Source organism: Synoicihabitans lomoniglobus (assembly GCF_029023725.1).
Lineage (GTDB): Bacteria > Verrucomicrobiota > Verrucomicrobiia > Opitutales > Opitutaceae > Actomonas > Actomonas lomonigloba.
The window spans coordinates 3655967-3682007 of sequence record NZ_CP119075.1 but is presented as its reverse complement, the minus strand read 5'-3'; the positions used below and the strand labels follow the sequence as shown (position 1 = coordinate 3682007).

The 26041-nt window shown below is 62.0% G+C and carries 21 protein-coding genes; 7 read left to right on the top strand and 14 right to left on the bottom strand.

Translation table 11 applies throughout. The features are described from left to right. Positions 1–45 precede the first annotated feature (45 nt). From PXH66_RS14185 to PXH66_RS14170, 4 genes are read right to left on the bottom strand one after another with little or no spacing between them, the layout of a single operon-like run. Positions 46–1341, bottom strand: coding sequence for a hypothetical protein (locus PXH66_RS14185; RefSeq protein ID WP_330929136.1), 1296 nt, complete (start codon positions 1339–1341; stop codon positions 46–48). Positions 1342–1400: 59 nt separating this feature from the next. Continuing rightward, positions 1401–1847: a DUF3291 domain-containing protein gene (locus PXH66_RS14180; RefSeq protein ID WP_330929137.1), complete on the bottom strand. Its 447-nt coding sequence runs from the start codon at positions 1845–1847 to the stop codon at positions 1401–1403. A 21-nt stretch (positions 1848–1868) separates the two neighbouring features. Further along, positions 1869–4532 (bottom strand): ABC transporter permease, encoded by a 2664-nt coding sequence (locus PXH66_RS14175; protein WP_330929138.1) that lies wholly within the window; start codon positions 4530–4532, stop codon positions 1869–1871. Further along, complete coding sequence (locus PXH66_RS14170) at positions 4529–4870, bottom strand: PadR family transcriptional regulator (RefSeq protein ID WP_330929139.1); 342 nt, start codon at positions 4868–4870, stop codon at positions 4529–4531. Before PXH66_RS14170 ends, PXH66_RS14175 begins: the two co-directional genes overlap by 4 nt. 262 nt (positions 4871–5132) lie before the next feature. On the opposite strand from PXH66_RS14170, the gene PXH66_RS14165 reads away from it, so the two are divergent. From PXH66_RS14165 to PXH66_RS14150, 4 genes are all read left to right on the top strand, one after another. Next, complete coding sequence (locus PXH66_RS14165; RefSeq protein ID WP_330929140.1) at positions 5133–5834, top strand: PEP-CTERM sorting domain-containing protein; 702 nt, start codon at positions 5133–5135, stop codon at positions 5832–5834. A gap of 92 nt (positions 5835–5926) precedes the next feature. Further along, positions 5927–7078 (top strand): MFS transporter, encoded by a 1152-nt coding sequence (locus PXH66_RS14160; RefSeq protein ID WP_330929141.1) that lies wholly within the window; start codon positions 5927–5929, stop codon positions 7076–7078. A gap of 43 nt (positions 7079–7121) precedes the next feature. Then, the gene (locus PXH66_RS14155; RefSeq protein WP_330929142.1) at positions 7122–7757 is read left to right on the top strand and encodes a hypothetical protein; all 636 of its coding nucleotides are present in this window, start codon (positions 7122–7124) and stop codon (positions 7755–7757) included. 154 nt (positions 7758–7911) lie between these two features. Continuing rightward, a complete protein-coding gene (locus PXH66_RS14150) occupies positions 7912–10107 on the top strand; it encodes a multicopper oxidase family protein (protein WP_330929143.1) in 2196 nt (731 codons plus the stop codon). 8 nt (positions 10108–10115) lie between these two features. On the opposite strand, the gene PXH66_RS14145 is transcribed toward PXH66_RS14150, so the two are convergent. From PXH66_RS14145 to PXH66_RS14125, 5 genes are all read right to left on the bottom strand, one after another. Next, positions 10116–10859: a GNAT family N-acetyltransferase gene (locus PXH66_RS14145; RefSeq protein WP_330929144.1), complete on the bottom strand. Its 744-nt coding sequence runs from the start codon at positions 10857–10859 to the stop codon at positions 10116–10118. A gap of 144 nt (positions 10860–11003) precedes the next feature. Beyond that, on the bottom strand, positions 11004–11651 hold the full coding sequence (locus PXH66_RS14140) for a hypothetical protein (protein ID WP_330932050.1): 648 nt from the start codon (positions 11649–11651) through the stop codon (positions 11004–11006). A 117-nt stretch (positions 11652–11768) separates the two neighbouring features. Then, the gene (locus PXH66_RS14135; RefSeq protein ID WP_330929146.1) at positions 11769–14195 is read right to left on the bottom strand and encodes a hypothetical protein; all 2427 of its coding nucleotides are present in this window, start codon (positions 14193–14195) and stop codon (positions 11769–11771) included. A gap of 64 nt (positions 14196–14259) precedes the next feature. Further along, positions 14260–14955 (bottom strand): PilW family protein, encoded by a 696-nt coding sequence (locus PXH66_RS14130; protein WP_330929147.1) that lies wholly within the window; start codon positions 14953–14955, stop codon positions 14260–14262. A 14-nt stretch (positions 14956–14969) separates the two neighbouring features. Further along, positions 14970–15590: a type IV pilus modification PilV family protein gene (locus tag PXH66_RS14125; protein ID WP_330929148.1), complete on the bottom strand. Its 621-nt coding sequence runs from the start codon at positions 15588–15590 to the stop codon at positions 14970–14972. 347 nt (positions 15591–15937) lie between these two features. On the opposite strand from PXH66_RS14125, the gene PXH66_RS14120 reads away from it, so the two are divergent. Continuing rightward, a complete protein-coding gene (locus PXH66_RS14120; RefSeq protein ID WP_330929149.1) occupies positions 15938–17710 on the top strand; it encodes a phospholipase D-like domain-containing protein in 1773 nt (590 codons plus the stop codon). A 16-nt stretch (positions 17711–17726) separates the two neighbouring features. Here the strand turns inward: PXH66_RS14120 and PXH66_RS14115 are convergent, their stop codons facing one another. Both PXH66_RS14115 and ilvA read right to left on the bottom strand, forming a co-directional pair. Then, a complete protein-coding gene (locus PXH66_RS14115; RefSeq protein ID WP_330929150.1) occupies positions 17727–19793 on the bottom strand; it encodes a heparinase II/III domain-containing protein in 2067 nt (688 codons plus the stop codon). A 15-nt stretch (positions 19794–19808) separates the two neighbouring features. Beyond that, positions 19809–21020 carry a threonine ammonia-lyase gene (ilvA, locus tag PXH66_RS14110; protein WP_330929151.1) on the bottom strand — a complete coding sequence of 404 codons (1212 nt, stop codon included), beginning with the start codon at positions 21018–21020 and terminating at the stop codon, positions 19809–19811. A gap of 238 nt (positions 21021–21258) precedes the next feature. Here ilvA and PXH66_RS14105 point away from each other — a divergent pair, with 238 nt between their 5' ends. Beyond that, positions 21259–21891 carry a DUF2293 domain-containing protein gene (locus PXH66_RS14105; protein ID WP_330929152.1) on the top strand — a complete coding sequence of 211 codons (633 nt, stop codon included), beginning with the start codon at positions 21259–21261 and terminating at the stop codon, positions 21889–21891. A gap of 14 nt (positions 21892–21905) precedes the next feature. Here PXH66_RS14105 and PXH66_RS14100 read toward each other — a convergent pair whose 3' ends face one another. Genes PXH66_RS14100 through PXH66_RS14090 form a run of 3 tightly spaced genes read right to left on the bottom strand, consistent with a single transcriptional unit; the run spans position 21906 to position 25079 of the window. After that, complete coding sequence (locus tag PXH66_RS14100; RefSeq protein WP_330929153.1) at positions 21906–23339, bottom strand: MATE family efflux transporter; 1434 nt, start codon at positions 23337–23339, stop codon at positions 21906–21908. 36 nt (positions 23340–23375) lie between these two features. Next, positions 23376–24686 carry an RNA polymerase sigma factor gene (locus PXH66_RS14095; protein ID WP_330929154.1) on the bottom strand — a complete coding sequence of 437 codons (1311 nt, stop codon included), beginning with the start codon at positions 24684–24686 and terminating at the stop codon, positions 23376–23378. Between the two features lie 12 nt (positions 24687–24698). After that, positions 24699–25079, bottom strand: a complete 381-nt coding sequence (locus PXH66_RS14090) for a YciI family protein (RefSeq protein WP_330929155.1) — start codon at positions 25077–25079, stop codon at positions 24699–24701. Positions 25080–25228: 149 nt separating this feature from the next. On the opposite strand from PXH66_RS14090, the gene PXH66_RS14085 reads away from it, so the two are divergent. Next, entirely contained in the window at positions 25229–26017 is a 789-nt protein-coding gene (locus PXH66_RS14085) for a DUF899 domain-containing protein (protein WP_330929156.1), read from the top strand. Positions 26018–26041: the final 24 nt, after the last annotated feature.

Sequence of the window (26041 nt, the reverse complement as noted above, 5' to 3'; positions counted from 1 at the left end):
GCGAACACCAGTTCGCCTTCAGTTAAGACCCCGCGGTCCGCGCCCTCACTTCAATTTTGCCACCATTTGGCGGCGGCGATGCCAACGTTCCTCGACGCCGGTGACCGTGCCCGTTTCGTCGACCTGGAACTCGATCGTCATCTTGCCGTCGTCTTTGACCAAGAGGCGTTCGCCCGCGGGATGAAACGTGCGGGGCTCGTCTTCCTGGTAAGTCCACGTGTAGGTATCGCCGTCGCGTTTGAACCAGTGCGTGGCTTTCTTGCTGTCCAATACATACTCGCCCTCGAAAGCGGAGTAAGTCGCCGCGTCGAAAGTGGTGAGGCGGTCGGGGGTGATGAATGGATTGCGGGCGTATTCCTCGTTCTTGATTTTTTGAGCCTCAATCGCTTCCACAGCCCGCTGATGTTCCGTGCCGCCATTGAACTTGAAGTCCGGCATCAGCACTTCGACGTAGGCTCCGGTCAACGCCATGATGTCCTCGTCGCTGTAGTCGGTGCGCGCATGCATGACCGTCATGAACAGCATGCCTTTGCGCATGCCTTCGACCGCCTTTTTGATGGCGGGTTTAAACACAAAAATCGCACTGCGCAGAGCGGCCCGTTTGAAAATGCCCATCTTCTCTTTCTTCATCGCGGCGGGCAGGATCTCTTTGAGCGCCTGATTGAAGGCGTTGCGCGGCGGCAAGTAGTAGACCCAGTGAAAATTGGAAAACTGATCGTCCGCCAAATCCGCCGCCGTGAGGACGCGCAGCTTTTGGTCGATGCGGTCCACTTCGAAATTTTCCTTCCAGGCGATTTGATAGAGCTTCGATGCGACGCCCTCGAGGGGTAGGGGCAGGGCGGTGATGACATTGTCCATGTTGAGCTCCAACGCGTCCTCCTCGTTCTTCTCCTCGTCATCCATGTTCATCTTCTTCCGCCAGTCTTGCATGATGCGGGTCAGCTCGGTCGCGGATTTAGCCACTGCGGGATCGAGTTCGTTGGCTTCGGCCATGGCCAGAAATTGGCGGAAAACGAAGATGGGGTGGGGCTCGTCTTGTCGGCCGATGATGACGAGACCTCGTCCGGTCGATCCGTTCAGGGTTTCGTGGGCGACGGCGATCACTTCTTCGGCGAAATCTTCGGCGTAGCGCCGGTCTCGCTTTGTGCGCGCATGAATCGAAATGGCGAGGGGTTCGCCGTTCACCACAAAGGGGGCCAGCTGCACATCGGGCATGAATTCGTCGTTGGCGGCGGTGGCCGACGCCGTCGTGTCATCGGCTCGAAGCGAGGCTCCCAAGAGGACACTGAATATGACGACGAGCACCGTTTTCGCGGGCGGGAACGAGGAAGGGAAATTCATGAATTGGTGCTCTCTACACCCGCGAACTGCTCGCCGAGTTTCAGAAAAATTGCGTGGTCTCAGGAAGGCGCGGGATAGACCGTGCGAAAGGTGAATGATTCGGCGGTGGGACCGAGCCGGGCCAAGGTTTCGAGGCGCGCTTTGCCTTCCTCGACCGTGGGTTGAGTGCCCGCCGGGATCCACCAGAGGGCGAGACCGGGTTGGTCGCGTTTTTCGAACCAATCGTGGCGATTGCGAAACGCCGTGCCGTGTTGGTTCTTGTAAACGTAGGCCTTGAGCGCGTCGGCGTCTGTCCAGACGGACATGTTCACAATCATCAGCGGATCTGGAAACGCCCGAATCGCGGTGGCATCACTACTCTCATCCTGCAGGCGCCACACGAACCCCGGCGAAGCCTCGGCGAGTGCGTTGACCGCATCGAGCTGCTCGGTGAATCCGCGCATGATTGGGTCGTCGAGGGGGGCTTTGCCGAGGGCGATATTGATTTGGGCAAGGAGGTGGGGCATGGCCCGAACCCATGCATTCATTCACTCCGCTCGCAACGCCTCGGTGGGACTAATCTGCGCCGCGTGGCGGGCGGGCAGGTAGCAGGCGACGAGGGCGATCACCACCAGCAAGGCGGTGGCACCAGCGATAATCCATGGGTTTTCCAGCTGCATGTTGGGGAAGCCCATTTTGAGTAATTGCGACAGACCGATCCCGCCGATGAGCCCCAACGCCGCACCCGTGAGCGAAAGCCGAGCGCCTGCCGCGAGCACGATGCGGGTGATGTCCTGCACCTGGGCACCGAGGGCGAGGCGAATACCAAATTCATTGCGGCGCTGCGCCATGGTGCGGGCGATCACGCCGTAAATGCCGATGGCGGCGAGCGCGAGACCGAGGCAGGCGAAGCCGGTCAACATGTCGCGGAGCACGCCGAGTTGATAAAGGGCGCGTGCGACACGGTCGTCGGCACTTTTGAGGTTTCGCACCGGCAGGTCGGGATCGAGATCGGCGATGGTCGTCCGAATCGCGGAGGCGAGTGAGTTCGGGTCCACCCCGTTGGTGCGCACTGCCATCTCATTATAAGTGCGTGGTTCCTGCGCCATCGGGACGTAGACTTGAAAGGGTGTGATGGCCGGATCGGGCAACGTGTTGCTTACGTTGCTAACGACGCCGACGACCTCCGCCCAAGCGAGATCAGACTCGTTGACGCGGGCGATCCGACGGCCGATGGGGTCGGTTCCTTCGAACAGCGTTTCAGCCATGGCGGCATTGATGATGACGGCGAGCGGCGCATCGCTGGTATCACGTTGATCGAAGGCGCGACCGGCGCGCACCGTCGTTCCGACCGTATTCAGATAGTCGGGCGTGATGACATTGATCAGGGCAGTCGGCTCGCGTCCCTGCGGTGGACGCTCCTGCCCTTGCACCACAACACGTCGCGACTCGGATCCGGCGTAGAACGGCGGATGCGAGGAGAGCCCGACGGAGGCGATCCCGGGGAGCGCGCGCAGTCGCTCGAGGGCCAGGTCCTGAAACGCCCGGATTTTCTCGGGCGAAGGGTATTCCGCTTCGGGTAGCAGAAAGGTGCCGGTGAGCAGGTGCTCCGAATTCCAACCGGTGCGGCGATCGGTGAGTTCGGCCAGACCATTGATGAACAACGCCGAACCCGTGAGCAGCACCATGGCGAGGGCGAATTGCCCGACAATCAACAGGTGGCGCATAAGCTGGTGACCGCGTCCTCCGGTGGTGCCCCGGCCGCCGCTCTTAAGCGTTTCGTTGAGATTGAGCCGCATCGCAAACAGAGCCGGGGCGAGACCGAAGGCGACGGCCGTGACGAGTGAGCACACGAATGCCCAGCTCATGACGGACCAATTGACCGCCATCACGACCTGTTCGCCGGCGTCGTCGGTACTGCGGATACGCAGCCAATCCGTCACCCCGGTCGCGACTAGAATGGCCACGAGTCCGCCCAACGACGCGAGGATGAGTGCTTCGAGCAAAAGGGGCTGCAGCAGCTGCCTACGGGACGCGCCCAACGCGGAGCGCACAGCAAATTCCCGCGACCGTTCCATGGTGCGCGCCAGCAGGAAATTGGCGAGGTTGGAGCAGGCGATCACCACGACAAAACCCGACAAACCGAGCAACATGCCCAGCGTCACTTTGGACCCGCTGTCCGTTACGATTTCGGGAACAGCCATGGTATAGGCGGAACTCTCGGCGTGCAGGTCGGGATGGTCCTGCGCCAATTGTTCTCCATACGCGGAAACAAAGGCACCGGCGGCTGCAGCGGTGACTCCGGGCGCACGACGGGCCATGATCTCGACTGCCGGCGTGCCGCGATCGGCGCGCTGGTCGGCGGTGAGTGCGAGCGGGCAAAAGACGTCGACCCAACCGAGATGACGCCAATCGTTGAACGCCTCGGGCACGATCCCAATGACCGTGTGCGGATCGCCGTTGAGTCGAATGGTCTGCCCCACGATGTCATCGCGTGCGCCGAAGCGATTTTGCCACAAACTATGGCTGATCATGGCGACCGCCGCCGCGCCGGCAGTGTCCTCCTCGGGGCGGAAATCACGGCCGTGCGTGGGCGGCAAACCCAGCATGTCGAAAAAGTTACTCGTCACCAGCATGCGGTCCGCGATTTCAGCGGGCGCGCCGGGTTCCGCGAGGCTGACGTCTCCAAAAGCCGTGCCGGCGATGTCGCTGTAAATGCCGGAAGCCGCGGAGCGAAAGTCTTCAAAATCAGGCGCGGAAAATGAGCCTTTAGCAGCTTCCGCCGTGCGGCGGAACACGTAGTCGAGCGTGTCGGCGTCGCGGTAGGGAAGGGGTTTGAAAGCAATGCCGTTGACGACGCTGAACATGGCGGTGTTCGCCCCGATGCCCAGTCCGAGGGTGATGACGGCCAGGACGGTGAAACCGGGCGTGCGCACCAGGGAGCGCGCGGCCAACGTCACGCTGCGCCAAGCCTCGGCGAAAGCCGGTGGACGCCAACTATCGCGCACCTCTTCACGGTAGGCATCAACCGTGCCGAACTCACGACGGGCCGCGAGACGGGCTTCACGGTCGGACAAACCTTCGGCACGAAATTCGGCGATGAGCTGGTCGAGATGAAACTGCATCTCGGTGTCCATCGCGATCTCCTGTTGTCCGCGACGAAACAGGCGGCGGAACTTCGTGCGCCACCAGCGAAAACGTTCGGTGATCATGCGGACTCCTCCATGCTGAGCACGCTCGTCATGGCGGCGGCAAAGGAGGCCCAGTGGGCTTTTTCAGTTTCGAGCTGTTGGCGACCGGCGGAAGTGATGCGATAGAATTTCGCGCTGCGGCCCGCCTCGGATACGCCCCATTCGGCCTCGATCCAGCCGCGACCTTCCAGGCGGTGCAGCGCCGGGTAAAGGGAGCCCTGTTTGAGCGAGAGACGATCATTCGAAACCAGAGCAATGCGTTTGGAAATGTCCCAGCCGTGCAGTTGCGCGGTGGAGAGTGTCTTGAGGATCAGCAAATCGAGCGTCCCTTGCAGGAGTTCCTTGGGCATCTTTTCCATGATGCGTTCATGCTTAGTGTCGCACTTCGACAACAAGCAAGATCTTTATTGTCGAAGCACGACACTAAGGCGCGAGGCTTTCCGCCCCTCGCGCGGTCTTGTAGTCGCAAAACGACAGGACGACATGCGCGGAAGCCGTTATTCTGGTGCCGCGTGTTCGGCTCTCAATGGAGCTGACACGCAAATGAGGCCGCCTGGTTTTACTCCACAGGACCGGTCTCATCTTCAGCCCCAATCCCTAGTTATCCCGCCCCTTATTCTCATGAGAAAATACCTCCTGCTTCTATCCACCCTTGTAATCCTGAAGGCCCCGCTGGGAGCCCAAGTCACGATCGGTTCCTCGCTGAGCGATGGCGGCTCGGATAGTGCCACGGGAGGCGTTTACATCATGACCGGTGGTGATTTCGGGGCGGATAACACGGCCCTGACGTGGTCGTTCTTTGACGATGACGATCTCGACCCGAACCGCAGTGTAACGCCGTTGTTGTTTGAAAACACGGCCGCCAATACCTGGGTGCTCCGCGGCATTGGCACGAGCGTTACCTCCGATGAGAGTGGCCTGCAGGCGGATATTGCCTTCGGTTTGATCGAAGGATCGGCCGCGGTGTCGGCGGGTTACACGTTCGGGTTTTCGGATCGGGCGGTGGCTTCCGCGGGCGACGGCAACACGACCAACGTTTCAGAAAACCAAGGCCTCATTGGCAACGTGGGCGGCACGGACTGGTCGTTCACGGGCACCGGCCAGGATCCGGATACGCTGTCGATCGGGCAGACGTTTATAATCAACGGCGGAGGCGCGGGCGGCACCTATAATCTCTACGGCAACCAACGGGGATATGCGGCTACCATGACAGCCGGTGTATCGGCGGTGCCCGAACCTTCCACCTATGCGGCTCTCGCCGGACTGGGTGCGCTGGGTATGGCGTTTTGCCGACGTCGCCAACGGGCGGCTTTCCGGCCGTAGCCAGCCTGAGCGCAATCCGGTAGCGTTTACCGCCCGGCTATTCATCGACGAAGGGATTGCGGGAACGCTTAGGATGAGAACAGGGTGCCGTCTTGATCACGGCACTTTGGAAAATGCGTTGGGCCTCGATGCTGCAACTCGGGGCGCTGGGGTTGCTCGGCACTTTCGAAACCGTGCGGATGAAGGATGTCGGTCTGAGCGAGTCTCAGATCGGATTGATCCTCGGTTTGGAGAACGGACTGATGATCTTCACAGCTCTGGCGTGGGGAAAGTGGGCCGACCATACGCGGCGTTTCCGGTCCGGGATCATCGTCGGCACGCTTGGACTCGTCGTCACGTTGGCGTGGTTTGCCCACGCGGATGACTGGGCGGACTTCGTGATTTACGGGATCATGCGTGGCCTGTTCGTCACCTCGATCATGGGGCTGATGCCGGCGCTGGCCTTGGCCAATCTGGATCCGGCGAAACCGGGGGCGGGTTTTGGCGGTTACCGGCGATTTGGCTCGCTCGGATTCCTGTTTGCGGCGGCCGGACTGCCGCTGCTGTTTGATCAAATCTCCTCCATGGCCTTCGCGGCGATGGTCTATCTGCCGGTGTCGATCTGGTTTGTGCAGCGGCTCGCTGATCCGGCCGCTCCGCGGGCAGGCGGGGGGGATGAGGTGGCGGCAACGAGTTTTCGACGGGTGGGGTTCTTTCTCGCGGCGCACTTCTTTGTCAGCATGGCGGAGCCGGGCGTGCACGGTTTTTTTGCGGCCTATGCCCGCGACATGGGCGCGTCGTTGGAATGGGTCGGAATGTTGTCGGGCATGACCGGACTCATGGCGTTGCTCACGCTCTCATGGATGGGGCGCCTGGCCGACCGCATCGGAGCGGCGCGAATGTTGGTCATCGGCTTTGTCGCCCAAGGCCTGCGCATGCTGCTCACGTCATTTATCAGCGATCCGCAGTGGTTGTGGTTGCCGCATCTGTTGCACGGTTTCGGCTGGGCGGGGCGGGAAGTGGGAACGCTCCTGTTCCTCACTGCGATCATGGGCCAACGACGGCTGGGCATGGCTTCCAGTGTGATGATGTCGGTGCGCATGGCTGGCACGACGGCGGGGGCGTTGTTGATGGGTAAACTGGCCGAAAGCGCGGGCTACCCGGTGATGTTTCAGTGTATCGCCGGTTTCGTGCTGTTGGGTTTTCTGATGCTCGGCGTGGCACTGAAGCGGGCGAAGAACGCCGCGGCTCCGTCCGTTTCATAATCGGGTCTCGCCCCATGGCCGAATCCGGATAGAACTTCCGGCCATGAAAGGGCGTTCCCAGGTCCTTCGGTGGAGCTTAACGCTCGCGATCGCGTCGGTCGTCCGAGGCGACGAGGATTCGGTGTTGGCCAAAATGGCGGAAGTGATGCCGGTCTATAATCCTCCCGTGCAAGAGAGCGTTTCGGAGGAGGAAACAGTTTATCCGTCGCATCAAGAGCGTCCGCGGTTGCGTTCCATACCGCCTCGGAAAACGCGAGAGGTGACCTACCCGCCGCGCGCGCCGGATGTCGAAACCGAGCGTGAAGTGGTGCAGTTGCCGGAAGTGACGGTCGAAACGACGCAGTTGCCGACGGTCGAGCTGCCGCGTCTGGAGATCAAACCGCCGAAAAAGAACGTCGAGATCGAGCCGTTTCTCACCGGGGAAGCGTTGGCGGAGAAGCTGGTGGAAAAACACCTCTCGGCGTTCGACCGACTGGTGCTCAATCGCTTCACCATTCCATTGCTCGGTTCGTCTCTCCAGCAGCGTGCACGGGAGGCCGAAGCCCGCGAACAGTTCGCGAAAGCGATGAACGAAATCGCGACCGGTATCGAGCAGGCCAAGGTCTGGGGCGTGAGCGATGAGGAACAAGAAGCACTACGGGAGGAATATTACCGGTTGCTTATGACGAGGCCGCGGTGACGCCGGGGAAAGAGAGCGGCGGCGAAAGTTAATAATTATTAGTCTTTCATTGCCCTGGACCCGGGGTTTGTGCGACGGAATGCATGTGCCCCTTTTGAATTACCTCCGTGCTTTTTCCTGTTCACGTCGTCCGAGTCGGGCCGCTTGGAGTTTGTTGATCCTAGTCGCTGCGACGGTCGTGGGCGCGAAGACGCCGTTGTTCGTGCCGCCGACACTGACGGGGCCGGTTTACGATCTCACGATGCAGAACGGCACCATGGAATTCACCCCGGGCGTGGTGACGCCCACCGCCGGTTACAACGGCGACTTTCTCGGGCCGACACTCATCATGCACAAAGGCGACGATGTGGTGATGAATGTCACCAACGAACTCGGCGAGATCACGACCAACCACTGGCATGGCATGCACGTGTCGCCGGAAGATGACGGGGGACCGCACACCACGATTGCGCCCGGGGCAACGTGGTCTCCGGCCTTCACTGTTTTGGATGATGCTGCGACGATGTGGTATCACCCGCATCTGCATCATTTGACGAACAAGCATGTCACCAAGGGGTTGTCGGGCATGATTCTGGTGCGTGACGAAGTGGAGGCTGCCGCCGGACTCCCGCAGACCTACGGCGTCGATGAGTTTCCGATCTTCCTGCAGGACCGAAACATCAATTTTGACGGCCAGTTCATCGTCGACGAACTCGGTTCCACCATGCTCGTCAACGGGGCGGTCGATCCGTATCTGGAAGTCCCGGCGCAGATGGTGCGACTGCGCGTGCTCAATGCGTCATCAGCGCGTGGATACAATGTAGGCTTGTCCAACGGTGCACCGTTGCATCTCGTCGGCACCGACGGCGGCTTGCGCGAGACCCCACTGGCGGGCAGCCGTTTCCTCGTCACGCCGGGCGAGCGCATTGATGTGGTGATCGATCTGCGCGACGCTCAAGGCACGACGCTGAATCTGGTGGCCTTTAATTCCGAGCTCGAGGGCATCGACATTGCGGGTTCGGCCAATGGCCCCGGCGGCGGCAATCCGCTCAACGGATTGGATCTGCCGTTGGTGGAACTGCGCGTGGTGGCGTCGACGGCGGGAGCCGTAACGAGTCTGCCGGACTCCATCAACGTGCTCGCCCGCCCCATTGCCGCGCAGGCGACGCGGACCCGCACGATCCGCATGACGGGCGCGCCGCCTTCACCGTTTTTATTGGATGACACGCCATTCGATCACGGGGTGGTCAATCAGACCGTCCATCTCAATGCCGTCGAGATTTGGGAGATTCGCAACGACACGAGTTACGCGCATCCCTTTCACATTCACGATGTGCAGTTCTTCGTGCTCGATATCGATGGTGAACCGCCGCCGCCGGAACTCACCGGCAAGAAGGATACGATCCTCGTGCGACGGCGATCGACCGTGCGCTTCATCGCGGTGTTCGATGATCATGCCAACGACGACGTGCCCTACATGTATCACTGCCACATTCTCACGCACGAGGACGACGGCATGATGGGGCAGTTTGTCGTGACGGGTGCGAAGGATGCGCCCGTCAACTTCACTGGTCCGGCACGCGTGGTGAATTTGTCCACGCGGGCGGAAATCGGCGGGGCAGCGGGATCACCCGTGGCGGGATTTGTCATCGAAGGCGAGGGCACGAAGAAGATGGTGATTCGCGCGGTGGGTCCCGAACTCCGGGAGTTTGGCCTTACCACGGCGCTCGACGATCCGGATCTGGCGCTGTTTCGAGCCGGAGCAATTCTCGCGCGGCAGGACGACTGGTCCGCGCTTTATGCCGATGCGTTCAAATCGCTGGGCGCGTTTGCGCTCTCGCCGGCGAGTGCCGATGCCGTGTTGGTGCAGACCTTGGGTGCGGGCGTTTACACGACGCCCGTGGGAGACGGTGGCGGCAGTGGGGTGATGTTGCTCGAAGTCTACGATACCAACGGTGCCAGCACGGGACCCGAACTCACCAACGCGAGCACGTTGGCGTTTGCCGGCACGGGCGATGCCACGCTCAACGCCGGCGTCGTGGTCGCGGGTGAGGGCACGGTGAAACTGTTGATTCGCGCGGTGGGCCCGACCTTGACGAGTCGGTTTTCGGTGGCAGGCGCAATGGCCGACTCTCAGGTGAGTCTCGTGCAAGCGGGCGAGGCGTTGGCGAGTAATGACAACTGGAGCGAGGCCGCCAACGCGGCCGATGTGGTCGCGGCCGCCGATGCCGTGGGAGCCTTTCCGCTGGAGCTCGGCAGTGCGGATGCCGCGATGTTGATCGAGTTGTCGGCCGGAGCTTACACCGTCGTGACATCCGGACAAAGTGGTGCCGTAGGCACGGTATTGATGGAGATTTACCGCGTCCCCTGACGCCTGGTTTACGCGAGATATTTGCGCGCAAATCGAGGTGAAACGGACTCGAGATCCATTAACGTCAAAAAGTCGATGGTGCCGAACTCGCGGTCGATGGCCGGCTCGCCACAGATGCGGGACCCCGCGCTCAGATAGGCGACCATGAGGCGAGGCACCGCCAGCGGCTCCGCCGGTCCCCGCTGGCACCGGCAGGCGTGGACGGGCAGGGTGCGCCACCGTTCTGCGACTAGAAACCGGGCGGCCAATCCCTGGTAGGTCACGATGGCGCCCGCCTCGTCCTGGGAGGAAAGGGAACTGCAGCCGAGGAGAAAACGCAGTCCGCGGTCGCGGGCGTAGTTGAGGATGCCCCGCCACAGCAGTCCGAGCACGAGTTGATTGCGATGCTCCGCCGCCACACAGGCGCGCCCCAGTTCCAGGATGCGTTGGCGCTCGCCCTCGAACGGGGAGAAATCGAACTCCTGCTCACTGTAGTAGCCGAGATGATCCTTCGCACTCGCGCCGGTTTGCAGTCGATAGGTGCCGACGACGGTATTCGTTTCGCGTTCTTCCACCACCAAGTGCGCGCACACGGCGTCGAAGGGATCGCAATCCAAGCCCGTCAGGTGGGAATCCACCAAACCCTCGTGGAGTTCCAGGTTGAACACGTGAAATCGCAACCGTTGCGCGGCGCGTAAATCGGCGGCGGACGCGGCCAAGCGCACCCGGTAACGTTCGGTGATAACGGCCGTCGACGAAGGAGATTTGATCATGGTGGCGGAACGCCGCGGGCGAATCATTCGCCGTGCGACATCCCTCCTCCCAGTCCTTCGCCGGGTGACACGCAAGCGTGTCCGGCCTACGTCAAAACAACGTAACCAATGTCACTTTCCGGCCACCCGTTCGCCATGCCGGCGTCACGTTTGTGACGAATCTGGCGGGGTGTCTGCGACGGCCGAATCGGTCGGCGAAGTCGCCGCGGTGCGCGCTTTGATGCGGCGTTCGGCTTCCAGGATGATGGCTTCGCATCCGATGAATTTGTGGTCATCCAAACAGAGGCGGCGGCGTTTGCCGTTGGCGTCATAAATGCCGTAGGCGATACCCTTGTCGACCCACTTGCGGCGGTCGACTTCCACGATGTCGTCGAGGCCCACCTTTTCACCGCTGGCGCCGGTGATTACGTCTCCTTCGACGGTCACGCTGCGGCGGTGTTGCAGCACGAACCAGGTGGTGAAGACCAGTCCGATCAACGTGAGAAAACCCGCGATTCCGCGCTGACCGGCGAGGTCGCCGGCGGTGCGGTTCTTGGGGACCTTGGTTTTGAGATCGTGCTCACGGGCGTAGGCTTCCCAGATGCGTTTCACTTCGGGAGTTTTCTCGGTCAACTTCGTGCCTTCCGGCACTTGGTCGGCGGTGAGTTCCACGAGTGTTTGGTAACGCTCGGCCTCGGCGGGCCAGACGAGATAACCGTCGGAGGCAAACCAAAGCGCGGAGCCCCAGATCATGATGCCCATGAAGATCATGCGCCGCCGCCATTCCTTGGAAATTCGCGCCTCGATTTGCATATCGCCGCCCAACCCAAGGGATTTGGGGGAAAAGGCAACTCCGCGGCGCGGCGCTGCCGTCGGCCCGCGAGGCGCGTTCACCGGGCGGGCGAGCTGCAGACCCGCTTTCCGCAGCGCTCACTGCTCGTCTTCGTCGTCCTCCGAATCTTCCCATTCCATGTCATCCAACAACGCGGCATATTCGGCTGGTGCCAGATCAGAGAAGTCGACGCGGCGATACGTGCGCACCAGCGGGGTTTGCGGCGGATAGCGGCCGTCGGCAAAAATTTCGTTGAAACCCCACAGGCGGGTGGGCGGATCGTAATAGCGGATGCCGAATTCTTCGTCGGCGATGCGACTCTCGAAAAGAGCGACCATGGAACCGCGCATTGCCAGCGTGCGACCGCTCCATTTTTCGATGAAACGCGGAAAGTTGTGGGCTCCACCGCTCTGTTGTCCGGAGCCGTTTTTATTGGACGGAACCAAGCCCATGAGCAGGGCGGAAGCCACCTCGGTGTCGGCGGAACCGAACTTGACGTTGTAGTTATTGGCGGAGCCGCTGGACGTGTTGTCCGTGGGGTCTTCGGAGGCGCGACGATAGGAACTGGAACCGTCGACGCGATTGGACCCGGATGGGTTCGAAGTCGACCACGAGGAGCTGTAAGAACTGGTGGAGTGGCGCAGCTCGCTCAGCCCGTCGTTCCAGCCCCGGTATTGGGTTCCGCCGCCATCGATGGTCGGTTGCGAGAGGATGGTGATGGCGTCGGCGGCGATGGCGGCCGGCACTTCGTCCACGCTCTCGGGGTAGCGGGAACTGTTGGTCAAACTGCCTGTGCTGGTCTGGATCAGGCCGTCGGCGTTGTAGTGACCGAGGATATACAGGGCGTCGTTGGTGGCGATGGTGAGACCCTCGTGGGCGGAGTGGGTGGGAGTGCTGGCGATGCGGCCGCGGCCATTGATCAAACGGACGCCCGAATCGCGTCGGGTTTCGGCATCGATCGACTCCACGTAGATGGCGCCATTCCAGTCGGCGGCATCGAAGTTGAACAAGTGATTGGCGGTCGAGAGGACTTCGACCGTGGTGGTGGACGCTTGATAGGTCGAATCGGAGGCGCTGGAATCATAGTCGTAGACGAGGCTGTGATTCGCGCCATTTACGGACCAGTCGACGGCCATTTTTAGGGCGGTCATGTCGACCTCGATGATATCGATGGTTTTGGGATCGAAGGCATTGCCGCTGCTGCGGTTGGCACCGGGGTTGAATGCGGTGACGCGCCGCATATCGGTCATGGCGGCAGGCTTGATTTGAATGATGGGGCGGCCTCCCGGATTGGGGTGCACCGTGCCCGCGGTGGCGACGGTGGAACCGGGCAGAATGATCTCGGTGCTGCTGCCATTGAAGGCGCGGTATTCGCCCGCCGGAATCACGATATCTGTGCCGTCCGGTTTCTTGCCCGTGCGAGCCATGGAGCTCGGATTCACCGTGATATAGAGACCGGATTTGCGGGAGAATTTTTGCGATTCAATGGCCGCCACGTAACCTGCCTCACCTGACGCCAGGGGAGGTTCGATCATGGCGCGGCCGGAATTTACCGATTGGTCCACTCCGTCATGAGGGGAGGGATCGGGCACGTATTCGCCGAATGCGACAGGGTTGTATTGTTCCACGCCGTGAGTGCGGGATTGCAGATAGCCGTTGTAGTAGGCGGACGTGAATTCGCGAAACTCGGTCTGGGTGACGATGGTCTCGCTGCCGGTGCCCATTTTGTGGTCGCGCCAGCTTCCGGAGTTTTCACGCAGATCTTTCAGCTCTCCGGCTTTGTCCACGAACCTCACGGGATTGGACCGGCCGCCCTCGGGACTGCCGTTGGAGTGAATCAAAGGCGTCAGATACCCGCCGTAGACCGCGCCGGCCACGGTGACCGGTCCCTTGAAATCCAAGGTGGCGCTGCCGTAGGGGCCGGCGATCCACAGGTTGCCGTTGGTGTGCACGGGGCCGTCGATGGTCATTTGCGAACCGGGGCACAGCTCCAGGTCCATGTTATAAAAAATGGCATGGGCAAACATGGGCGCTTCGCGCATGGCGAGCGTCTCGCCGACGTAGGCCGTGAGGCTGCCGATGTTGGGACTGGCGACGGTGGCTTGAGCCAGGATCTGCACATCGCGGCGGAAGATGCGCTTACCTTTCATGGGGTCGAACTGGTTGTTCGCATCCCGGGGATCGATGTAAAAGTGGGTGTCGTTGAAATCGTTGGTGACGTGCTTGATCTGTCCTCCCACCACGGTCACGGAATCGACCACGACATGGGAATCGGCGAACACGCTCGTCGGCGGCGGCACGAGGGGCGTGGGACCCTCGGGATCGAGCATGCTCATGGAGAAACTCATTTGTTCGTCGAGTCGCTGCCGGACCTGGGCAAAGGCGTATTCCGCGGCCGCCTCGGCGGCGTTGCGGGCCTCCAAACGCAGGGCGTGTCGTTTGTTCATGCGGCGTTCCGTGAGCGACCATCGCAGGATGCTGCCGGCGGCCAGAGCGATGATGGCCGCGACGACCAGTGCGATCATGAGAGCGGAGCCGCGGGGGCTCCGCGGGCGGAGAAGGGATGAGTTTTTCATCGCCGCAATCGCGTCAGCCCCGGGGCGACACCGTGAAATTGTAGGTGTTGGTGGCGCGACGCATGAGGTTGCCCTCGTGGAAAATCTTTCCCTTCACCATGATGCTGCGATTGAGGTAGTTGTAGAACAATTTTCCGTCGGCCAGACCCTGGGAGAGCTCCACCACCTCCGGGTGGTCGAGGGCGGTGTCCACCTGGGGCAGCAGGTCCCAGATGTCGCCGCTGGTGCCACCGGGAAACGTGACTTCGAACCGACGCACGGGGCCTTCGCTGTTCGGGTCCTCGGCGTTCGACGGCGAGCGATAGTAGCCGATCAATCCGGTGATGCTGCTGGAGTGCTGGGGATCCGTGTAAACCAACAGTAGAAAGTCGCCGGACTGGCCCTCGGTCAGCGAAGCATCGATGATGGTGCTGGCATAACCGACCACCGAATCGCCCACATCGACCGACAGGGTGCGATCAGCGAAGGTGGGGAACACCAGGAAGTAATTTGCATACGACGCACTTTCCGTCATCTCGCTGGTGAAGGAGCGGATGTCGCGGTTCACGAGCAGTTTCCCGGAGTCGTATTGATAGATGTTGAGGCTCTGGAACAGGAAACTTGTGACCCCGGTGAGCAAGGCCGACACGAGCGAGGTCGAGATCATGATTTCGACCAGAGAGAAGCCGCGTTGGGCCGAGGTTTTACGCCGGGAAGGGTGCGATTTCATGGGGAAACGTGGCATTAGAAGGTGGGAACGACGGAACGAATGGTGGTGATGGAATCCACGTAGGTCTGGCTGATGCCGCCGTTGTTGAAGCTCCAGGTGTAGACCATCCGAATGCGACGACTCGGGCCCACGCCGTTGTCCGCATCATCAAGGGGAGTGATCCACACCCAGACGTGAAGATTCAGGTCATCGGCCGTGGTCTCCGGAGTGTCGTTGATGTCGATCTGCTTGAAATTATCCACGACTCCCTCGGGCACTTCGCCGGGGATCACGGTGGATTTTGCGATGGGGGCACCGGGGGAGATTTGCAGGACGTCGAGCGTGTCCGCGTCCAGCCGCGTGTAGATGTTGGCGTCATCCGTGATGACGGTGCCGCGTCGCAACGTATCGCCGTCGTAGTGCGGGATGCTGGCGAAATCCATGTTCTTGATTTGTTCGAGGTAACCCTGCACCACCGTGACCGTGGAATTTTGGAAAATGCTGCCCTCCGTAAGCCGCCGTGATTGAACGAAAGCACTCATCATTCCCGCGAAAACCATCGACATCACTACGGCGCCCAACGCCGTTTCGATCAGCGCAAACCCACGTTCGCTGTTGTGACGTGGCGACGAATCTGTAGGGCGGGTTGTTTTCATGAGTAGGGAAAACACCCTAGTTAAAACTGATTGGAAAGGACTAAATTAGGTTAAACACCCTATTTGCTTATTAATCACTAAATATCAATGTTTTAAGGTTAATGAAAATTCATTAACCCGCTGGACGGGTGAAGGATCGAAAGTCATCGACCGGCTGGTGACAGGGATAGAGCGGAGCGGGAATCCCGCGAAGGCTCGTTGCCCGGTGCTTCATAATCCGGGCAACTGATGCTCGCCACCGTCGGCGGAGAGCCACCACCATGCCGTATTGCGATCCTCTCGGCGGCACTTCGCTTTCATGTCGTCGACGGGGACGAGATTACCGGTCAATTATCCTCGTCATCCTCATGGTTGTTTTATCCCGAATTTTGGCGATTCATCGCCCCGCCGTTGCTGTGGTCGGTCGGTGTGGCGGTCGGATCGGAGCACGGATATTATGGGGGCTGGTGATTTTGAGCGGGGTCTCGCTGCGAGCGCAGAGCGATGAGCCGTCGCTGCTGGCCGCGATGACGACGGTGAACATTTCGAGCGAGGCCGATGATCCTTCCCGGGGTAACCGGGTGTTGAATTTGGAGAATGGTTACGAAGCACTGGCGTTGCGGGTGCATTTAATCCGACAGGCGCGGCGATCGATCGAACTGCAGACGTTTATTTGGACGAACGACGAGGTCGGGCGGCTGATGATTTATGAGCTGGTCGAAGCGGCCCGGCGCGGCGTGAAGGTGAGGGTGATCGCGGATCACATGGTCTCGGACCAGAATCCGGAGGTGGGCGCTTTTCTCGCCACGGCGAATCCGAACTTGGAGGTGCGGCATTACCGTCCGGTGATGGAGCGCCTGAAGCCGTCCCTGTGGCAGCAGGCCACCTCGGCCATGTTCGGCTTTCACGGGATCAACCAACGCATGCACAACAAGCTGATGGTGGTGGATGGCGCGGTGATGCTGACGGGCGGGCGCAACATCGAAAACACGTATTTCAATCACTCACCGGGCATGAACTTTCGCGACCGCGAAGTGATGGCCGTGGGCCCGGTGGTGCGGCTCGCCGAGGCTTCGTTTGAAGAGTATTGGGCGTTTCGTCATGTGGTGCCCAGTGCGGAACTCAAAGACGTGGCAACGGTGATGCAAAGCGGCCGGTTTCCCCGCTACGAAACCCGATCCGACTACGACTTCGGCGGCTACTTTGAGGAAATCGATCAAGCCGCCGACGATGCCGACCAAATGCGAACGCTCTTTTGGCACCAGCTCCGGCCGGTCGATCGCGTGGAGTTCTTGGCCGACGATCCGGGCAAAGGGCTGGGTTTGTTCGACAAGGCGTCGCGGACGACCAAAGCGCTGCGTCAGCGGGTGGGCGAAGCGCAGCGGGAGGTTACGGTGCAATCGCCGTATTTGATACTGAGCGGATCCGCTCGAAAACTGGCTCGCGTCCTGCGACGCCAAAACCCGGCCATCTCGCTGCGGGTTTCCACCAATAGCTACGCCTCGACCGACAACATTCTGGCCTATTCAGCCAACTACCGATTGCGCAGCCAATACGTCGAGAAGCTCGGTTTGGAAGTATTCGAATTTAAACCGCACCCCGACTCGCTGCCGGAGTTGTTTCCCGAGTTCGACGCCATGGCGCAGCGGGCCGAAACGCAGGGCAAAAAGGCGGCGCCGTTTTTTTGCCTGCACGCGAAGTCGTTGGTCGTGGATGACCGGGTGTCGTTTGTCGGCTCCTATAACATGGACCCGCGTTCGGTCAGCCTGAACACGGAGGTGGGGCTGATCATCGAGGACGAAGCGTTTGCCCGCGAGCTGCGGGCGCAAATCGAACGCGACATGGAACCCGGCAACAGCTGGGTGATCGCGCGTCGGGAGTATCCCCTGGGATTGGACACGGTGAACGGCCTCATCAGCGGCTTGCTCGCGCTCGGCCCGGTCGATCCGTGGCCGATTCAGAACACGAGCAGTTTCGAGCTCAAACCGGGGACCGATCCCGTGCCGACGAATCACCCGGAATTTTACCAGCGCTACCGGGACACGGGGATATTCCCGGGTGCCAGCGGCGCGGTGACATCCAAGGAAATTCTCACCCGTATCTACAAGGCGGTGGGAGCGTCGCTTACCCCGATCATGTGAAAGGGAGGGCCGAGGGTTAGACGACAACCGCCGGGGCCGCCGCGCCGGGACGTTCGATCACGCTGATCGAAATGGGTTTGCCGACCTGCGTGCCGGAGATTGACCAGTGACCGTCGACCACCTTCCAGTTTAAATCATCCGGGATGGCGGCGGTTGGATGGGCCGTCGCGACGGTGAGGATGCGATGGGACTGGCTCACCGCCGAATGCACGGCGGCGAAGGGATACACGCCCGCGTCGGCGGGCAGTGCGAGTCGGCCGGCGGTGACCGTCACCGGGTCGAGGGCTCCGACCTTGGCCAACAAACCGGCGCGGGGACGGGCGATGGCAAACGTGCTACCGGCGGCCGTCACGCGACCCTCGCCATCGTCGTTGTAGACTTGAAAACGAACTTCCACGGATTGAGGCGTGGTGAGGTCCACAGCATCGAGACAAACCACGATGCCCGGTTTCACGAAAACCACCGTGCGGGTCACGCGGGAGACGGGTAGACCGGCCTGACGATAGGCGTCGGTGGCATCACTGGTGGCGGTCATCCAGTCGAGCCCGACTTGGTGAGTGAGCACCTCGGCGCGAGCGGTCGACGCGTTGGTGCCTTCTTCGCCGTGGTGGTAGATGTGGCCCTGGCCGTTGATCAGCACCGCCGAATGCGCTTCGGTCTGGCGCAGCAACCACTTCGGATCGGAGGTGGCGTAGGATGCCTTGAGGGGATCGTTGAACAAGCGTTCGCCATAGGCGGCGAAGAGCAGGCTGTTGCGATCGGCGTGTTCGTGATTGCACGGGTCGCCACTGCGCAGGCAGAGCACACTGTCGTTCTCAGTCCACCCGGAGCGTGAAAACACGAGACCGGGAGCCGCGCGCCGGTCCAGGGGAATGTCGACGGAGATGGTGCGCGGCACACTCGGATCGAACCAGATTGCCGCCCAGCAGGAAATGGGCTCCACGCGCGCCAATCCCGCGCGAGTGAGCAGGTGTTGCGAGGTGGAGTCGCGAAACTCGCGGGCGATCCAGGCGAAGGGGATGGTCGAACCGAAACGGTTGCAGTCGCCGATACTGATGCAGTCCTGCGGATGCCCGGCGGTCGGCATGGTCGTGCTGAGGAGGTAGCGGGACATCGCCGGAAAATCAGCGATGCCGCGTTCATCGATCCCGCGCAGTCGCCGGAGCATTTCCAACGAGACGATGAAGTAATTGTAGGTGAAGCCCCAATACGCTGAACCCTCCTCAAACGAACCGTCCGTCGGCTGCTCCGCGCTGAATTCGCGCAGGCTGCGCACGCCGAGCTCGCACCACGCGTCGGCGTCGGGATGTTCGGGCACCCAACAGGCGGCGGCGACCAGTCCGGCGGTCGCGATGATTTGCAGATTGCTGCCGGCGAGGATGCGCGGCCACTGGCTCACATCGAGGCGGTTGAGCCCGGTGGTGTCCGGGTCCATCGACCAGGCGGGCATGGGGCTGGCTCCCAGCTCCCCCGCGACGGCGCGATGGCAGGCCGGACCGACTTCCTCGGCGATGCGACGGCGCAACGCCGCCCGGACGGCGGGATCGAGATCCTCTCCGAGCCAGTCCTGGGCGCAGATCAGTTGCACGCCGATGCTGGGCGCGCGCATGACGCCGACGGTGTGGGTGTCGTCCTCCAGAATCCAGTCCCAGCGGTTGAACTTGAGCGCGGTGGCGATGGCGAGCCGCGCAATCTCCAACTGGGTGGGATCGGGCTCGATGAGATGAGCAAACGCGGAACGCAATGCGATCGTGCCGACCCGCGCCAAGTCGCTCACGCGGTTGAGCAAATCGATGTCCTGGGTGAGAAAACGTCGGTCGGCATCCAGATCGGCCAGCTGCAATTCCATCCGGTAGGCGGCAAATTCCGGTCGCGCCATGGTGTCGCGAATCCGCGGCAATTCGGCGTGGTCGAACAACACTCCGGGGAGGGCGGTGGCGTCATCAGCCGCGTGATCGGCGGCGAGGGCGGCCCGACCACCGGGCAGCAAGGCGAGGGCTCCCAGCCCCAGGCCGGTATTCAAAAAAGTGCGACGTGAAACCGGGGTGAGACCGGGCGAAGATGATGGTGGCGGGGACTCCATGGGATGACAGCGGGGCTAGGGCCGGACGACGGGGAAGCCGGCCTTTTTGAGGGCGCGGTGCAGCGCGCGAATGTGAGTCTTATCGCGAGTTTCCACCGTGCACACGGCGTGCACGGCACTGACATCCGGGCCGCTGAACATGCGGTCATGCGCGATGTCCTTGATGCTGGCCCCGGCGGCAGCAATGACCTTGCTGAGCGCGGCCAGACCGCCGGGCCGGTCGCTGATTTTGACCGTGAAGCGACTGCGCCGTCCATCGGCCACCAGGCCGATTTCGATCACGCGGCTGAGCACGGCGGGATCAATGTTGCCGCCACAGGTGGTGAGCACCACGCGTTTGCCTTTGAGTTCCGGAAGCTTACCGGCGAGCAGGGCGCCGAGCGGCGCGGCGGCGGCGCCTTCAACCACGGTTTTTTCGAGTTCGGCGTAGCGTAGGATGGCGAGGGCGATCCAATCTTCGGATACGGAAACCACCCGATCGACATGCTCGCGGGCGAGGGCGAAGGAGTTGGCTCCGACGCGCAACACGGCCAGACCGTCGGCGAGGGTGGCGCAGCGCGGGATGGTGACCGGCCCGCGGTTTTTAACCGCGGCGGCGAAACTGGCGGTGGCCTTGGATTCGACGCCGATGACCTGGACTTCAGGTCGCAGCGCCTTCACCGCGACGGCGATGCCGGCAATGAGACCGGCTCCGCCCACGGGGGCTACGATGGCCTCGACGTCGCGCACCTGTTTCAAAATCTCCAGTGCCATGGTGCCTTGTCCGTTGATGATGGCGGGATCATCGAAGCCGTGAACGTAGGTGAGTCCCTCGGCCGCGACCAACCCGTCGGCCTCGGCGCGGGCGGCGGCAAAGTCCGCGCCTTTCACGAGCACGCGAGCTCCGAGTCGCTGACAGGTGGTGACTTTGATGAGGGGCGCGTAGTCGGGCATGACCACGGTCACCGGGATCTCCAGCAACTGGCCGTGATAAGCCAGCCCGAGGGCGTGGTTACCGGCCGAGGCGGCGATAACGCCGCGTTTGCGCTGCGCGGGCGTGAGTTGCAGCAGGGCGTTGCGCGCACCGCGCTCTTTGAAGGAGCCGGTGCGTTGCAGGTTGTCGAGTTTACAGAAAACCCGCGAGCCCGTGATCTCGGAAAGCGCGATGGATTCGGGGCAGGGCGAGAGCAACACGCCGCTGGAAATGCGTCGGGCCGCGGCCCGTATGGACGCCAAAGATACAGTCATGGCGCGAGCCTGCCGCTTCCCGAATATCTGAAAACAAGAAAGCCGTGGAATACCGAAATGAAATGATGAAAATTAAAGTCCGCGTGTGCCTCTGTGGTGGCGGGCAGGACGAAACGCGGATCGGGTGCAACCGGTTCCTCCGAGATGAGTGGCGTTCGCCGCATGGCATGATCTATCTCTGATCGCTGTGCCCGAATTTGATACTCGTGAAGTCCGACCGTTCTCGGTCCCACATAAAGTGCTGTCTGCTCAAGGCGAGGTCCTGAGCGTGCCGGCCGGCTGGGCGTTGCTCGCGCCGGGGGACGCCGCGTTGTCGCGCCGGATCAAGGCGGATGGTCCGTCGTGGACCGTGGTGGAGAAAAAAGGGAGGAAGCGTTTTTCTCGCGGCATCTGGGCTCCGGCCGACCGTATCGCCGCGTTGCGCGCCGTGCGGCAGGCGGAGCGCGCCGACCCGGCCTATCAACGCGGCCTCGATGCGGGCCGCCGTCGCCGGGCGGCGGCGCAGGAAACGTATGCGGAGGATTTTGGCGCGGCGGTTAAGGCGTGGTTGAATTTCCATCCGCGTTATCAACTGGCGGCAGCCGAGATGGCGCGGCGGATCGTGACGCACGCGGTGCCGGTGGGCAGCGGCACCGTGGCGCGCACCAAACGCATTCCCATCGAGCAGCGGGCGGAAGCGGCCACCATCGCGTGGATGCGGCACCAAACCACGGGCTACGACCACATGCCCATCGCGCGGATCAAAGGCGAACGCCGCGAGGTGCGCCGCCAACTGGCGCAACGATCGAAGGCGTTGTTGTCACGTTACCGCGAAGGTGAACCGATCGATGTCGGTTCGTGTCCCTTGCAAGCGGCGTTGGCGCGGGCGTGAGCCACACTCCGGCGTCAGAGCAGTTTCATTTTCCACGCGCCGCGGCGAAACAGGATCCAACTCCACAACGTCAGCGCTGCGAATGAAACGGGAGCGGCAATGAACACGCCCGTGGGACCGAGTCCGCCGACATGCGCCAGCAGCCAGGCGAGGGGGACTTGAAACAGCCATTGAGTGAAAAAATTCAACCGCGTGGGCGTCCGGGTGTCACCGGCGCCGTTGAACGTGCCCTCCAGGCACATGCCGGCCGCATAAATAGGGAAGCCCAGACTGATGATCCACAGCGCGCGCACGCCGAGGGCGAACACGTCGGCATCGGTGGTGAACTGCGCGATGATCGGCCGGGCGAAGACGATGAACAGCAGGCCGACCGTGCCCAGAAAGATGACGTTGTAACGCATCGCAATGCGCACGGCGCGTTCGGCGCGCTCGGGTTTGCCGGCCCCGAGGTTTTGCCCCACCAAGGTTGATCCGGCGTTGGACAACCCCCACGCGGGCATGAGCGCGAAGATCATGATGCGCATGGCGATGGTGTAACTGGCCACGGCTCCGCTGCCGAAAACGGCGAGGATTTTAAACAAGCCCAGCCAGCTCGTCATGCTGATCATCAGTTGGGCGATGCCGTTGCCCGAGGTGCGCAGGATGGTGACGCAACTGTCGGGCCGTGGTCGCAGGTCCGCCCAGCGCAACTTGAGGTGATCGTTGCCGCGCACGAGATGGGTGAGTTGATAGATGATGCCGATACCACGACCCACGTTGGTCGCGATGGCGGCTCCCGGCAGGCCGAGTTCAGGGAACGGTCCCCAACCGAAGATGAGGCACGGATCGAGCACGAGGTTGATGCCGTTGGCCAGGATCAGGGTCCGCATGGCCAGGGCGGCATCGCCGGCTCCGCGAAAGATCGCGTTGATCAGAAAGATCAGAAACACCGTCACATTGCCGCCAAACATGATGGCGGCGTAGGAGGTGCCTTCGCGGATCACGTCCGCTTCCGCTCCCATGAAGCGCAGCAAGGCGGCGGCGTTGATCGCGAACATTCCGCCAATGATGGCGGCGGCGGCGGTGCCGAGCAGGATGATTTGGCCGGCTGCCTGGGAGGCGCGGGCGGGCGATTTTTCCCCAATGCGGCGCGATACGATGGCACCGGCGGCAAACGACATGCCAATGGCGACGGCGTAGACCAGCGTCATGATCGATTCGGTCAACCCGACGGTGGCGATCGCCTGCGGACCGAGGCGGGAGACCCAGAATACGTCGGCCAGCGAAAAGATCGATTCCATCACCATCTCCAGCACCATGGGCACGGCCAGCAACAGCACGGCCCGTTCGAGGCGGACGCTGGTGTAGTCGTGGCGTTCGCCGCGAAGCGCGAGCAGGATACCGCGCCAAACGGAGGTGTCGTGGCGGGGGTCGTCTTCGGCGGGCGGGGCGGTGGCGGAATCAGGCATGCGGCGGAAGGGAAAACGGATCGGGTCGCGCCAGCGTCAACCCAGGGGAAGCGCGGCTTCCAAGCGCTCGAGGCAACGGGCGAGGTGGAGTTGTTCCGGGCCGACCCGGGCCAACGCCAACGCCCGGCGAAAACTGATGGCGGCTTCACGGTGGTGACCCAGTTGCTGATGAAACTCGCCGACGACGGCGTGGATAAGGTGCTGCGTCTCCAGCCGCGCCGGGTCCGGAATGGCCGCGATGGCATCCAGACCCGCCTGGGGGCCGTGCAGATTGGCCACGGCGACCGCCCGATTGAGGGCCACGACGGGAGATGACGGTTTGCGGCGCAGCAACTCGTCATAGTGCGCGAGAATACGGGACCAATCGGTCGCCCCGACGTCGGGCGCGGTGCAGTGACAGGCGGCGATTCCGGCCTGCAGATGGTAGTCCGTCAAATCCGGGCCGGCCGCGGCCTGAGCCAGGTGGACAAGGCCACGATCGATTGAGGGTTGATCCCACGCCGTGCGATCCTGATCGGCGAGACGCAGCAACGCGCCATGCGCGTCGATGCGGGTGGGAAACCGGGCCCGATGCAGCAGCATGAGCGCAAGCAAAGCATGGGTGGCCGGGGTGTCTCCCAACGGGTGAGCGACGAGCAGGGAGGCGAGACGGATGGCCTCGACGCATAGTTCCTCCCGCAACAGCTGGTCGCCCTCGGAGGCTTTGTAACCCTCGTTGAACAACAGGTAGATCGTGGCCAGCACCCCGTCGAGTCGCGGACCGAGATTGGCATCGGCGGGCAGGCCGAACGGCACGCCGGCCGCGCGTAGGCGGGCCTTGGTGCGAGTGAGTTGTTTTTCGATGGCCGCCTCGCTGGCCAGAAACGCGCGGGCTATCTCGGCGAGGTTGAAACCGCACAAGACCTTCAGCGCGAGGGCAGCCTGAGCATCGGTGGAAATCACGGGATGGCAGCAGGTGAAAAGCAGACGCAACATGTCGTCGTTGATCTCCTCGGTGGTTCCGGATTGGGCGGGGGCGGAGGTTGCCTCGGTTTCCCAATGCACGCCGACAGCGGTTTGTTTGGCGGCGGCGGTGGCACCGCGGCGCAAGGCTTCGTTGATGTAATTGATGGCGACCCGGCTGATCCACGCGGAAGGGTTGGGGGGCACGCCGCCCATGGCCCACGAACGGAGGGCGCGCAACATGGCCTCCTGCACGGCGTCCTCGACCAGCGTCAGATTCCCCATGCCGAAACGACGCAGCAGGGCGCCGTGTAGTCGTCCCGATTCATGCCGAAAAAAGTTCTCCACCAACGTGCCTTCGTCGGCGGGAGCCTCGTCGTCGGTTCGCTGGGGCAGAATGGGCATGGGGACGGTGACTCAGGCCGGACCGGTGACAACGCCAAGGTGGCAGGTGACATCCATGGGCCGGACTTCGATCACGAGACCGTATGCGAGGCCGGGGTGGCGTTGGGCGATGGCGGTGGCTTCGTCCAGATCCGCGACTTGGAGCATGACGTAGCCGCCGACCGCCTCGTGGGACTCGGGGAAAGGGCCGTCGGTGACGCGCTTTCCACCCGGTCCGGCCACGATGCGGCTGGTAAGTTCGAGCGGTCGCCCGTCGGTCGCTAGGCCGGCGTCGCGCAGTCCCACGAACCAAGCGTTCCAGCGCTCGACGAGCTGCTGGCGCTCGGCCGCGGAAAGGTGGGCGTGAGTTTCGGGACCGGTATTGCGGAAGAGGAGGAGGTAGGGCTGAGGCATGAGATGAGGTAGGGTTTAGGATGACTACGGGTGAGCTTGATCAAAACGGACAAGGCGCGAATAATAATTATCGTGCGACTGTCCGGAAGTGCCGGACTTGATCGTTGAGAAGGTGATGAAATTCCAAGTTTTTCAACCTACCGCCCTCCATGATCTCATCCGATGATCGCCGTCCATCCGCCGTCTCTCGCGACGCCTGGTTGACTGAGCGCCGCGCCCTGCTGGAGCGGGAAAAAGCTCATACCCGGGAGCGCGATGCCCTTAACGTGGCCCGACGTCAGCTCCCGTGGGTTCACGTCACCAAACCCTACCGATTCGATGGAGTCGAGGGACCGGTCGGACTGCACGAGCTGTTCGCCCATCGTAGTCAGTTGATCGTGCGACACTTCATGTTCGGACCCGATTGGGAGGAAGGGTGCAAGGGGTGCTCGTTTGGTAGCGACCATATGGATGGTATCCTGCCGCATTTGGAAAATCATGACGTCAGTTACGTGGCCGTGTCGCGGGCTCCGTTGGAAAAATTGATGGCGTTCCAAGCGCGCATGGGATGGCGGTTTCGGTGGGTGTCGTCTTTCTCGAGTGATTTTAATCAGGACTTCGGCGTGACATTTACACCGGCGCAAATGGACAGCGGGGAGCGGCTCTACAATTACGGTTCGGCTCCGGCGTTTTGCGACGAGTTGCCCGGGTTGAGCGTATTCTTCCGCGACGAATCCGGTGAAGTGTATCATACCTACTCGGCTTACGGGCGAGGCACGGAGATCACGGACGGCGCCTACATGCTGTTGGATCTCACGCCGAAAGGTCGCAACGAAACCGGTCCGAATTTCAATCTCATGGACTGGGTGAAATTGCGTGACCAATATCCGGCCCCAGCGACACCGATGGAAACTAAATCCGCTCGGGGAATGTCCGATTCGCCGACCCCGGATCGTTGAGAATGTTAAACTCTCCTTCACCCC